General features: G+C 63.1%; 7 protein-coding genes. All 7 read right to left on the bottom strand.

The annotated features are described in order from the left end of the window. Window positions 1-83: 83 nt before the first annotated feature. The 7 genes from ispG to ACR6A7_RS14450 all read right to left on the bottom strand — a co-directional run bounded on the left by ispG (window position 84) and on the right by ACR6A7_RS14450 (window position 12,220). Window positions 84-1,205, bottom strand: a complete 1,122-nt coding sequence (gene ispG / locus ACR6A7_RS14480; RefSeq protein WP_434125617.1) for a flavodoxin-dependent (E)-4-hydroxy-3-methylbut-2-enyl-diphosphate synthase — start codon at window positions 1,203-1,205, stop codon at window positions 84-86. 37 nt (window positions 1,206-1,242) lie between these two features. Next, window positions 1,243-2,244 (bottom strand): cytoskeleton protein RodZ, encoded by a 1,002-nt coding sequence (rodZ, locus tag ACR6A7_RS14475; RefSeq protein ID WP_434125616.1) that lies wholly within the window; start codon window positions 2,242-2,244, stop codon window positions 1,243-1,245. Next, window positions 2,234-2,965, bottom strand: coding sequence for a type IV pilus biogenesis/stability protein PilW (gene pilW, locus ACR6A7_RS14470; RefSeq protein ID WP_434125615.1), 732 nt, complete (start codon window positions 2,963-2,965; stop codon window positions 2,234-2,236). Before pilW ends, rodZ begins: the two co-directional genes overlap by 11 nt. 82 nt (window positions 2,966-3,047) lie before the next feature. Then, window positions 3,048-4,217 carry a dual-specificity RNA methyltransferase RlmN gene (gene rlmN, locus ACR6A7_RS14465; RefSeq protein ID WP_434125614.1) on the bottom strand — a complete coding sequence of 390 codons (1,170 nt, stop codon included), beginning with the start codon at window positions 4,215-4,217 and terminating at the stop codon, window positions 3,048-3,050. 186 nt (window positions 4,218-4,403) lie between these two features. Further along, window positions 4,404-4,835 carry a nucleoside-diphosphate kinase gene (ndk, locus tag ACR6A7_RS14460; protein ID WP_003848684.1) on the bottom strand — a complete coding sequence of 144 codons (432 nt, stop codon included), beginning with the start codon at window positions 4,833-4,835 and terminating at the stop codon, window positions 4,404-4,406. 170 nt (window positions 4,836-5,005) lie between these two features. Further along, window positions 5,006-7,330, bottom strand: coding sequence for a peptidoglycan glycosyltransferase PbpC (gene pbpC, locus ACR6A7_RS14455; protein ID WP_434125613.1), 2,325 nt, complete (start codon window positions 7,328-7,330; stop codon window positions 5,006-5,008). A gap of 3 nt (window positions 7,331-7,333) precedes the next feature. Beyond that, window positions 7,334-12,220, bottom strand: coding sequence for an alpha-2-macroglobulin family protein (locus tag ACR6A7_RS14450; protein WP_434125611.1), 4,887 nt, complete (start codon window positions 12,218-12,220; stop codon window positions 7,334-7,336). Between the last annotated feature and the right edge of the window lie 72 nt (window positions 12,221-12,292).

The raw sequence follows: 12,292 nt of genomic DNA, 5'->3' as shown, positions 1-12,292 counted from the left end.
AAAAAAACCTGTCCGGCATCATACCTTATGAGGATGAAACCGCACAGGTTCATTGAACAAAGTCGCGCTGGCTGCGCCGACGCTTAGTTTTCCAGCTGCTGAACGTTGATGCGACGATTTTCGTCCAGCATGGTCGCTTTGGCGCGGATGCGCGCTTCCAGCTGGTCGATCATATCGTCGTTGTCGAGACGATCGCGCTGGCGTACGCCATCTTCATAGAAGCCGCTTTTCTTGTTGCCGCCGGTGACGCCCAGCGTCGATACCGTTGCTTCGCCAGGACCGTTCACCACGCAGCCGATAATCGAGACGTCCATCGGCGTAATGATATCTTCCAGCCGCTGTTCAAGCGCGTTAACCGTGCCGATAACGTCGAACTCCTGACGCGAACAGGTCGGGCAGGCGATAAAGTTGATGCCGCGCGCGCGAATGCGCAGCGACTTCAGAATGTCGAAGCCGACCTTCACCTCTTCGATCGGATCGGCCGCCAGCGAAATACGCAGCGTATCGCCGATCCCTTCTGAGAGCAGCAGCCCCAGGCCGATCGCCGATTTCACCGCGCCGGCGCGCGCGCCGCCCGCCTCGGTAATGCCGAGGTGCAGCGGCTGGTCGATCTGCTTCGCCAGCAGGCGATAAGATTCGACGGCCAGGAAGACGTCTGACGCTTTGACGCTCACTTTGAACTGATCGAAGTTAAGACGATCGAGATGATCGACGTGGCGCATCGCCGACTCCAGCAGCGCCTGTGGCGTCGGCTCACCGTACTTCTCCTGCAGATCTTTTTCCAGCGAGCCAGCATTCACGCCGATACGGATCGGAATATTGTGGTCGCGCGCGCAGTCCACCACCTGGCGGATACGCTCATTATTGCCGATGTTGCCTGGGTTGATACGGAGACAGTCGACGCCATATTCGGCGACTTTCAGCGCGATGCGGTAGTCAAAATGGATATCGGCTACCAGCGGCACGTTAACGCGCTGCTTGATGAGCTTAAAGGCTTCGGCGGCATCCATGGTCGGCACGGAGACGCGGACGATATCGACGCCGACGCGCTCAAGCGCTTTGATCTGATTGACCGTCGCCTCTACGTCGGTTGTGCGGGTATTGGTCATCGACTGGACGGCGATAGGCGCGCCGTCGCCGACAGGCACCTTGCCGACATAAATCCGGGTCGATTTACGACGGATAATGGGTGCTTCGTTATGCATATTCTTTCTCCACAATTGCCCCGGGCGCGATGCAGCGTTATTGCGCACCCAACGTCAGGCGAGCAACCTGGTTATTACGGATAAAACGACTTAAATCAACCGGCTGGTTCTGATATTGCACCTGCACCGCTCTCGGTGCGCCGATTTTCAGGCGATAGGGCGCAGTGCCGGAAAGGCTGAGTTTACCACCGCTGCGTTGCATTCCGCTGAAGAGTTTTTTACCGGTGGCGTCGCTCACTTCCAGCCAGCAGTCGGCGTTGAAATTCATGACCACGGTATTAGGATCGGCAGCCGCTTCACCCACGGCGGCGGCGCTGGTCGGCAGCTGACCGGCAGTGGCCGACGGGCTGGCCGCGTTATCGACCGGCGCCTGGCTCGGCGATATCACGGCGCTGTTCGCCGCAGTGGCGGCCGGCGCCGCGCTGTTCGCGGCGCTCTGCGCGGGCGCGGTGCTGGACGGCTGGCTGGCGGCAGGGGCCGCCGCGCTGGCGTCCGCGCTATTAGTTTCGTCTGGCGCAGCAGGTGCCGCCGTCTCGTCGCTGGCGCCGCCGTCGAGCGGAATAGACTGGCTCGCGTCGCCGCTGCTGCCGTTTTGATCGGCCATAGAAACCAGATCCTCCTGCGACGCCTTATGGTTTTGCCACCACCAGGCGCCGGTCAGGCCCACCACCACGAAGAGCACCAGCCAGGTGAAGATCATCAGCCAGCCGTCGCGCTTCTTGCGGCGTTTGCCCAGCGAGAAGTGCTGCATCGGTTCGATTTTGGCCGCACGCACCGGCGTCTGCTTCGCCATCATCGGCAGCAGTTCCTCTTCAGGAATGTGCACCAGACGCGCATAGGAGCGAATGTATCCACGCAAAAAGGTCGACGCCAGATCGGCAGGCGCTTTGTCCTCTTCGATATCGCGTACGGTCGTAAGTTTCAGGCACAGGCGTTCAGCCACGTTTTGCTGAGTCAGCCCCATTTTCTCACGGGCCAGACGCAGGCGTTCGCCTGTGGAATGTACTGCAGAGTTGTCTTGAGTGGCTTCAGTATTCATTAGCTAAATAACGCTGGTACTGTATCGATTGTGGAAAACTTCGCGCCAACCGGTCGCCATAACGTGTAACGTCAGCAGCGTTTCCCTGTTGCGCGGCGAAACGTATCTGTAACTCTAAGCTGCGCGCCGTAGCAGGCAGATATTGCTGATAAAGCTCTATTAACAGTAGAGCACGCGCCGGGGAGAGGAGCCGTTGTTTTTCCGCCTCGTCCAGCAGAGCGTCGCCTTTCGCGCGATCCGCCTTCAGCGCCTGACTCAGCGCCGCTCGCGCGGCCAGCGTCTCGTCTGCCTGAAGATAGCAATACCCCGACAGTTCCCACGCATCGATGCGCGCTTCATTTTCCGATGCGCTCATCGCCTGCTTAAACTGTTGATGCGCTTCGTCATACTGCCCTAAAGCGCAGAGAAACGCACCGTAATTGTTAGCAACAAAGCCATTTGCCGGTGCCAGCCGCTGCGCCTGCTGGTAGCTGCGCGCCGCCTCATTGCGACGGCCCTGTTTCTCCGCCAGGCGCGCCAGCGCCAGGGCCATTCGATAGTCGCGGGGCGCGGCGGCCTGCGCTCGCTGGAAATTGCGGCGCGCGCTGGCGTAATCCTCCGCCGCCAGATAGTGCATTCCCAGCGCCAGACGCGTTTCGGCCGCGCCGGAATGCGGCGGCTGGCTGACACACCCGGTTACAACAATCAGGGCCAGCAGGCTGGCCGGTAATCCTTTACCCATTTCGTTCTCCTGGTCGCAGAGAGATTGCGTGGCAGCAGCCTGCCACGCGTTGCGACCCGGTCAAACCGATCTGTCCCCGGTTTCAGAGCGCCTTCACAGATATGGCTTCGCCCGCCATTTTTTTACGCAGGGTACGCTTGGTGCGGTCGATCACGTCGCCCGCCAGCTGACCGCAGGCTGCATCGATATCGTCTCCGCGCGTTTTACGCACGATAGTGGTAAAGCCATATTCCATCAATACTTTGGCAAAACGGTCAACGCGGCTGTTGGAGCTACGGCCATAGGGCGCGCCCGGGAAGGGGTTCCAGGGAATCAGGTTGATCTTGCTCGGCGTATCTTTCAACAGCGCCGCCAGCTCGTGCGCATCGTCGGTGCTGTCGTTCACGTGGTCCAGCATCACATATTCGATGGTAACCCTTCCCTGATTGGCGTTCGACTTCGCCAGATAGCGCTTCACCGCACCGAGGAACATCTCAATGTTGTACTTTTTGTTAATCGGCACGATATCGTCACGCAGCCTGTCGTTCGGCGCATGCAGCGAAATCGCCAGCGCCACGTCGATCATATCGCCAAGCTTATCCAGGGCTGGCACTACGCCTGAGGTTGACAGGGTAACGCGACGCTTTGAGAGGCCGAAACCGAAGTCGTCCAGCATAATCTCCATCGCTGGCACCACGTTGTTGAGGTTAAGCAGCGGCTCGCCCATGCCCATCATCACCACGTTGGTGATAGGACGCTGGCCGGTGACTTTGGCGGCGCCGATGATTTTCGCCGCGCGCCATACCTGGCCGATAATCTCGGAGACGCGCAGGTTGCGGTTAAAGCCCTGCTGCGCCGTTGAGCAGAACTTGCACTCCAGCGCGCAGCCCACCTGCGAAGAGACGCAGAGCGTGGCGCGATCGTCTTCCGGAATATAGACGGTTTCCACCAGCTGATCGCCGACGCGTATCGCCCATTTAATGGTGCCGTCGCTGGAGCGCATCTCTTCCGCCACTTCCGGCGCGCGGATTTCCGCGATCTGGCTCAGTTTGCCGCGCAGCACCTTGTTGATGTCGGTCATCTGCTCGAAATCGTCGCAGCAGTAGTGATACATCCACTTCATCACCTGATCGGCGCGAAACGGCTTTTCGCCCATCGAGAGAAAGAGCTCGCGCATCTGCTGGCGGTTGAGATCGAGCAGGTTAATTTTTTCGCTTTTGGGGGCAACAGCAACGGGGGAAGCGGACGACGGCGTCACAATCAGTTCGGACATAATGTTCTCTGGCCTCGTTATTACACGTTATGGCTCTGGTTAAGGATAGAAAAAAAAGACGCCCTTGCTGAGACAAGCTCAACAAGGGCGCGATATTGTACAACATCTGCGGTGTGATGCCAGGGTAGAGGGCGACGCGTTAGCGAGAAATTTGTAAAGCGCGCGCGCTGCCTGGCCTCGACGCGATTAACGCGTGCGCGGGCAGATCTCGTTTTCGCCGAAGAAGTAGGCGATTTCACGCGCGGCAGACTCAGCGGAGTCAGAACCGTGGGTGGCGTTTTCGGTGAAGCTGTCGGCGTAGTCAGCGCGCAGCGTGCCAGCCAGCGCGTTCGCCGGGTTGGTCGCGCCCATCAGATCGCGGTGACGCTGAACGGCGTTTTCGCCTTCCAGCACAGATACCACAACCGGACCAGAAGTCATGAACTCGACCAGACCGTCGAAGAACGGCTTACCCTGGTGCTCAGCGTAGAAACCTTCCGCCTGCTCTTTGCTCAGCTGCAGCATTTTAGCGCCAACGATTTTGAAGCCAGCGCTCTCAAAACGGTTATAGATGGCGCCAATTACGTTTTTAGCAACGGCGTTTGGTTTAATGATGGAGAAGGTACGTTCGATTGCCATGTTGACCTCTGTCTTTAGCATCCTGAAGAAACCGGGAACCCGCTCCCGGTAAGAAAACGCGCCGATTATAGGGAGATCAACGGGCGTTGCCTATTAGCTATCGTATGATTTATTGAAAATTATTGATATTTGTCGATGCAGGCAGGCAAATAATGTGCATTGCGCCGCTTTCAGTCGCGGATAAAAGAGACAGCGGCCAGATCTCCCGCCTCATCCATGACCACCAGCTGGCAGGGGCCGGCATCGCGCAACGCCAGCTGTACGCGGCTCTTCTCCTCGCCCTGTTCTACCGGCTCGCCGTTTAAAAACCACCAGCGACGCTCGCCCTGTCCGCCCTGCACCGCCACCGGCACCATCAGCACGGCCTTGCCGGGCAGCGGCTGCAGATGCTGACCGTTGATGACGCCGGTTATCACCATCGGCGCCGCATTGCCCTGGCGCAGCGGCGGACAGGCGTCATCAACCGGCGGCAAACGCTGCGCGCGCTGCTCGCTGCTGGGCAGCCAGGGCTCCAGCGGCAGCGGCCACAGCAGCCGTTCGCGGCTCTGGGCGCCGGGGCAGTCCGCCGCCACCCGCCTTCCCTGCGCGTTTTGCCAGTAGCGCAGCCGCAGGCCATTCACGCCTTCCTGTCCCGGCGCCAGCAGCGTCGGCGGCAGGGTCTGATTCAGCACCCAGCTCTGTCGGCGCTGGCGACAGTTCTCATCTCCCGCAGGCAGCGGCTGGCCGCCGGGCCAGCAGATGCTCTGCGCGCTGACCGAGGGGGGACGCGGATCGCGCGGCGTGCCGCCGATCGGCATATGGCCCGCCAGCAGGTTCGCCACCTGATGCATCACCGGCACCGCCGAGGCGAAGCCGACCTGCCCCGCGACCGGCGTGGCGTCCGGTCTGCCGACCCAGACGCCGATGAGATAGCGCGGCGTAACGCCGATGCTCCAGGCGTCGCGGTAGCCATAGCTGGTGCCGGTTTTCCACGCCAGCGGCACGATGTCGCTCGTCGCGCCGCTGGCGACAGGCTGCGCGTCGCCCGCCAGCATGCGCCGCACGATCCAGGCCGCGCCCGGCGACAGCAGGCGACGCTGCCGCAGCGGCTGATCCGCAAGGTAGCGCAGCTGCGCGGCGTTGCCCTGTCGCGCGAAGGCGCTGTAGGCCGCTACCAGCTCATCCAGCCGCGCGCCGGTTCCGCCTAACGCCAGCGACAGGTTAGGCTCCGCGCCGGCCGGAAAGCGCAAATTCAGGCCCACGTTGCCCAGCCGCGCCGTCACGCTTTTTGGGCCGAGGGCGTCCAGCAGCTGGACGGCCGGCAGATTGAGCGAGCGCTTCAGCGCGTCGCTGGCGCTGACCGGCCCGTGAAAGCCGCTGTCAAAATTGCCCGGCCGGTAGTCGCCAAAGCGGCGCGGCACGTCCTGCAGCAGCGACTCGCCATGGATCAGGCCGTCGTCCAGCGCCATGCCGTAGATAAAGGGTTTCAGCACCGAGCCGGGCGATCGCACGCTGGCGACCATATCCACATGGCCGAAGCGCCTGTCGTCGCGAAAATCCACCGAGCCGACGTAGCCACGTACTTTCATATCGGTGTGATCCGCCACCAGGATCGCCAGCGAGGTGCGCGGGGGCAGCTGCGGCTTAAGGGCGGCGGCGAGGTTTTCCAGCTCGCGCTGCAGCGAGGGATCCAGCGTCGACACAATTTTAACGTCGGCCGAGAGCGACAGCAGACGGCGCGCCAGCAGCGGCGCGGTCTGCGGCATCTGACGCGGCGGCAGCCAGACCGGCTCCTGCAGGATCTCGTCGACCTCCTGCTGCGGCCAGACGCGCTGTTCTGCCAGCCGCCGCAGCACTTTATTGCGCGCCGCCTCGGCGCGCCGCGGCCAGCGATCCGGCCGCAGGCGGCCAGGCGCCTGCGGCAGCACCGCCAGCAGCGCGGCCTCGCCTTTCGTCAGCTGCGAGGGCGGTTTGCCGAGCCAGATCCAGCTTGCCGCGCCTACGCCCTCTACCGTGCCGCCAAACGGGGCGCGATTGAGATAGAGCGTCAGAATCTCGCGCTTCGACAGGTGCCACTCCAGCTGCAACGCCCGCCACGCCTGCACCACCTTGCCGGAAAAGGTGCGCGGCTGCGGATCGATCAGGCGCGCCACCTGCATGGTCAGGGTGCTGCCGCCGGAAACGATGGCGCCAGCGCGCAGATTCTGCCCGGCCGCGCGCAGGATGGCGATCGGGTTGATGCCGGGATGGCGCCAGAACCAGCGATCTTCGTAGTTGAGCAGCGCCTCAAGGTAGGCGGGCGCGACCTCCTCTATCGTGACCGGATAGCGCCAGACGCCCTGCTTATCAGCGAAGCGCCAGAGCGGCGTCCCCTCTTCCGCCACCACCACGCGCGCCGGCTGCACCTCGCGCAGCGGCAGCGGAAACAGCCGGTCGAGGCCGAAAAGCGCCAGCGCCAGCGCGAAAAAAGCAAGCGGCGGCCAGAGCCACCGCTTTTGTCCGCCTTTCCGCTTCATGCTTTAGCGCACACTGATTTTCTCCGGCGTCGCGCCCACGGCGCGCCACTCCGGCACGTACATCGACTCGACCTGCGGCGGCGGCAGGCGATAGCTGCCTGGGGTCACCGCGCGCGCCAGATAGAGCAGCGTCTCGGTTTTGTAGCCGCTCAGCGCCAGCGCCGCGACAAAGCGATCGTCGCGGAACTCGATATGGCGGATATCCGCCTGCTGCATATCCATCATGCTCTCCTTCAGCGCATCCGCGCCATCGCCGAGGCTGGCGCTGCTGTCGCTCAGGTTCTGGTTTTCCAGCTCCAGACCGGCCGGCAGCAGATCCACCACCAGCGCGTCGCTGACGCGTTTGCTGGAGGAGACCTTGAGCCGCACCACCAGCAGCTGGCCGCTGCTGAGGTTATTCAGATCCGCCGGTTTGCCATCGAGCGTGAAGTATTCGCGCGTCACGTTGAGTACGTAGCGCATCGGCTTCGGCGCGGCAAGCGGATAGCCCGTCACGCTGAGCGCGCCGTAGATCGGCACCTGTCCGCTGTTGGTCAGCGTGACGCCATGCTGCAGCCGGCTTTCATTTATGCCCTGCGTCAGCGGGCCGCTGCCCGCCAGCGGCTGGGCGTCACCCGCCAGCGTTGCCTGCCAGGCTTCGCCTTTATGCTGCTGCAGCGTACGCGCCGCCAGGAACAGAGCGTTATTCTCCTGGGTAGAGAACCAGGTCTGACCGTACGCCGCTTTCGCCAGTTCCGACAGCAGCGCCGACTGCATCTCCGGCAGCAGCTGGTTTTCCGCCAGCAGCGCCACCGTCAGCGCGCGATCGCGCAGCGCACTGCCGTAATCGCCCAGCCAGCCGTCTGCCTGGCGCGTCAGGCCGACGCCCTGCGCCAGCGCCAGCTGCGCGCGCTGCGGATCGCCCATCAGCTTCAGCGCCACGCCGAGCTGCACCAGCGCCAGCCCCGATTTGGCCTTGTCGCGCTTTTCATAGAGCGCGCGCAGCGCGCCGAGCGGCGCCTGCTGCTGACGCGCCAGCACCATGCCCGCATAGGCCTGCACGCTAAAGCGCATCGCCTCCTCGTTGCTGCTCCAGCGGGTTTCAATCTGCGCCGGGTCCTGCAGATAGCGCAGCAGCCGCTCGTCGGCGCGCGCGATGGTCTCCGTCGGCACGCTGTAGCCCGCCTCACTGGCGCGCAGCAGGAAGTCGGTAACATAGGCGGTCAGCCAGAACTCCTCTTCGCTCTCTTTGCTCCAGAGGCCAAAGCTGCCGTTGCCGCGCTGCATGCCCGCCAGCCGTGCGATGCCCGTATCGACGGCGGCACGCCGCGCCTCATCGCTGCTGGCTTTGATGCCCATCGCGGTAAGCTGCGCCTGGCTGGTGAAAATCGACGGCCAGATGCCGCTGGCGGTCTGCTCGAGGCAGCCGTACGGATAGGCGTAAAGCGCGCTGATATAGCGGCCGATATTGAGCGGCGGCTGATTGCTGAGCGAGAGCTGTCCGCTTAGCGTTTCAGGCTGCAGCGCGCTCAGGGCGGCGGCCTGAATCTGCCAGCTCTGCCCCGCCTGCATCACGCCGTCGAAGCTCAGCGTTTGCGCCGGATAAGCCGGACGCACGCCGATTTTCCAGCTGCGCTGGCTGTCGGCCAGCGCTTCACCCGCGACGGTCAGGCCGGAGACCCGCACCTGCACGGCCCCCTCGCCGAAACCGCCCTGCGCCTTCACCGGGATATGCAGCGTGGTGCGTGCCCCTTTCGCCAGCTGAACCTGTTGCGAGGCGGCGCCGCTCAGCGCGATCTGGCCCTGGGTCTGCACATCGACCTTCAGCGCCTGAGGCTGCTCCGTGAGGTTAGTCAGATCGAGCGCCAGCATCGCCCGGTCGCCGCTCGCCATAAAGCGCGGGGTTGCCAACTCGCTGATCAGCGGCGCGGCCACCACCACTTTTCGATCCGCCGCACCGAAGCTGTCGTCGCTCCACGCCTGCGCCATCAGACGCAGCTCGCCGTTGAACTGCGGGATCGGCAGCGCCAGCGTGCCCTCGCCGTTTTTATCCAGCGTGACCGGCTGAAGCTGTTGCGCCACGATATTGACCTCGGTGAGCGGCTTTTTGCCGCCGCGCGACGACGCTTCATCATCGCCGTCGCCGCCGAAACGCAGCGTCGCCAGCCGTCCGCCGCCTTCGATTAGCTGGCCGTAAACGTCATACTGATCGGCGTTGTAGCGCTTGCGGCCAAAGAACCCTTCCCAGGGATCGGGCGTTTTGTAGTCGTTGATAGCCAGTACGCCGCTGTCCACCGCCGACAGCAGCACCTGGACAGTCTGCGGCAGTTCACCGCCGACCCGGCTGGCTTTGACCTTAACCTTCAGCGTCTGCTCAGGACGAATCTTCAGCGGCGCGTCCAGCGTCAGCTCGAGGCGACGTGCGTCAGTCGCCATCGGCAGCGGCAGCAGGCCAACGGCGCGCTTCGGCGTGGCGCCGCTGGCCTTATCGCCGTCGCGCACCACGATGGCGCTGAGGTAAAGGTCATGGCGCTTCCAGCTGGCGTCAAGCGGCACATCGATCGTCACGCCGCCCGCCGGCACATCGATCGGCTGCCGCCACAGGGTGCCGCTGCTCGACTCCACCATCAGATAGCCTTTGCCCGCCGCGGGCGATTCTACCTGCACATGGGCGCTCTCGCCGGGCCGCAGCGCGGTTTTATCCAGTTTGAGCTTCACCTGGTCGGGCCGCAGCGCGCCGGTGCCGTTGGTGTTGTCCTCCCACCAGTAGCCCGCGCGGAACTGCACGCTGGAGATAATCTTCTCGCCAGCCTGCACTTCAAGCCGATAGGCGCCCCACTCGACCGGGAAACTCACCTTTCGGCTGCTGCCAGCGGCCAGCGAAATACGCTGCGCGTCCTCCTGCAAATCCTTCTCGTCGTGGCGCATCTGCCAGCCTTCGCTGTCGGAGAAGCTCCAGTAGTAGTCGCGCCGCTCGTGGATCAGGCGCACCTCCAGATCTTTTGCCGCCAGCTTCTCGCCTTTGCTGTTGGCATAGACGATATCGAAGTCGGCGATGCTGTTCTCCGGCACCGTCGGCTGCTGGGTGTAACGATCGTAGCGGTCGTCATAGACCGATTCGCTGTTGAACAGCGGTCGAATGCCGGGCAGCGCGGGCGCAGGCCAGATCGCCTGCATGACGCGCCGCGTGACCGGCCGCCCGCCCGTCTCCAGCAGGCTCGCCTGCAGGATAAGGTTAAGCGGCGAGTGGATCTGTGCCCATTCGCTCTCTACCGTCAGCTGCAGCTTGCCCTCTTCGTCCAGCGTGTCGTCGATATCGTCCAGGTTGCGTTTGCTCTCCTGCTCCATTACGTCACCGAATTGATAGCCCGGCAGCGCGGCGACCGCTTCGCGCGCTGGCCGCAGCATCAGCTGCGCCTGCAGTTCGTTGCCCGCCGCGGGCGCGCCGTAGAGGTAGCGGCCCTCGACATTGAACACAACGTCATCGTCAGGCGACAGCGGGCTGTCGCTGTTTTGCAACGTCAGCGCCATGCGCTCTGGCAGGAAATCTTCGACGTGAAAGGTCCAGCTGCGCGGCTGGCTGTCGCCGCTGTTCAGGCGCAGCGTCCAGTCGCCGGTCATCGCTGAGGAAGGCAGCGCAAAGCGCTGCTGATAGAAGCCGTTCTCGGGCTGCCAGAGAAAGGTTTGCGCCACTTCGCCGTTGGGCTGCACCACTTCCGCCTTCACCGGCTGCGCGGGCAGCGGCTTGCCGTCGGCATCACGCAGCAGCGCGTTGACGATAACCGTTTCGCCGGGGCGATAGAGATCGCGCGGGCCGAAAACAAACAGCTGCTTGTCGTAGCCCTGAGGACCGCCGACGGGAAACTCCGCCAGATCCAGCGCGGGCAGATTGAGATCGATAAGCGACGTTTCCTCTTTTTGCGTGGCGATTAACACCTTGCCTTTCGCCTGCGCCGGCAGACGCAGATAGCCGCTGCTGTCGCTGACTCCGCTGGCGAGCTGTTTTCCCTTTTCATCCAGCAGCTGCACGCTGACGCCAGCCAGCGGCGCGCCGCTCGCCAGACTTTGGGTAAAGAGCGCCATTTCGTCAGGGAAACGATGCAGCGACAGCCCGATATCGCTCAGGGTAAATAGCGTGGCGGGCAGCGTGTAATTGTAGGAGCCCGCCTGTTTCATCACCGCCAGATAGACGCCCGGCTGTTTCAGCGGCGCCACATCATTCAGCGGCAGCTGCAGTTTCTCTCGCGTATTGTGCGCCGGGTTCAGGTCGAAGCGCCCGGTGTAGACCAGGTCGGCGTGGTTAAGCAGTTCGCGCGACGACCAGTAAGAGAGATTGTTGCCGTAGTTCCACTGGGCGAGGAAATCATTTATGGAGGCGGCTTTCACGCGGAAGAAATCGACGTCGACGCGCGCAACGTTGAGTGCCAGCACTGGCAGACCCTGGGTCAGACGCAGCGGCAGCAGCGAACCGCGGCTGGCAAAACCGACCATCGGCTGAATATCGCGCGTGGTCAGTGACTGGCTAAAGGGCGTGGCTAAGGTGGCGCCGTTGGCGGCGCGCAGTCCGGCCTCTACGCTGACCGTCAGCTTGCGCGAGGGTTCCGGATGGCGAAAGCGCAGCGACTTGCCGTTCTGCGCCAGCTCCCAGCCGCCGTCAACCTTGCCGCTTTTGTCGTCGATAAGCGTGACGCGTCTGGCAAAATCCTGTTTGTCGTCGAGCGGCGTATTGAAGGTGAGCACCAGCGCGGCCGCGCCGTCCAGCTGAAGCTCAGAGAAGTCGATAACCGAGAGGGCTTTCGCCGTCGGCTGCGTCGCGGCAGGCTCCGCGGCGGCCAGCATAAAGGTGCCGCTGCTCAGCAGCGCCGCGCCCAGCGCGACGCCAGCGAGCAGACGTTTGATAACGCTTTCCATGGTAAATCCCTCGCCCGTTCCAGATGGGGTAATTTCGCCGCGCAATTTCACCGCAAACCCGCGATTTTAGCA

The sequence above is a fragment of the Pantoea phyllosphaerae genome, from assembly GCF_051025595.1.
Classification (GTDB): Bacteria; Pseudomonadota; Gammaproteobacteria; order Enterobacterales; family Enterobacteriaceae; genus Pantoea.
Note: the sequence above shows the minus strand (reverse complement) of the source record. Positions and strands in the feature narration are given on the sequence as shown.

Coding starts and splice junctions, on each gene's coding strand:
- ispG (WP_434125617.1), bottom strand. CDS start 1,205: ATGCATAACGAAGCACCCATTATCCGTCGTAAATCGACCCGGATTTAT.
- rodZ (WP_434125616.1), bottom strand. CDS start 2,244: ATGAATACTGAAGCCACTCAAGACAACTCTGCAGTACATTCCACAGGC.
- pilW (WP_434125615.1), bottom strand. CDS start 2,965: ATGGGTAAAGGATTACCGGCCAGCCTGCTGGCCCTGATTGTTGTAACC.
- rlmN (WP_434125614.1), bottom strand. CDS start 4,217: ATGTCCGAACTGATTGTGACGCCGTCGTCCGCTTCCCCCGTTGCTGTT.
- ndk (WP_003848684.1), bottom strand. CDS start 4,835: ATGGCAATCGAACGTACCTTCTCCATCATTAAACCAAACGCCGTTGCT.
- pbpC (WP_434125613.1), bottom strand. CDS start 7,330: ATGAAGCGGAAAGGCGGACAAAAGCGGTGGCTCTGGCCGCCGCTTGCT.
- ACR6A7_RS14450 (WP_434125611.1), bottom strand. CDS start 12,220: ATGGAAAGCGTTATCAAACGTCTGCTCGCTGGCGTCGCGCTGGGCGCG.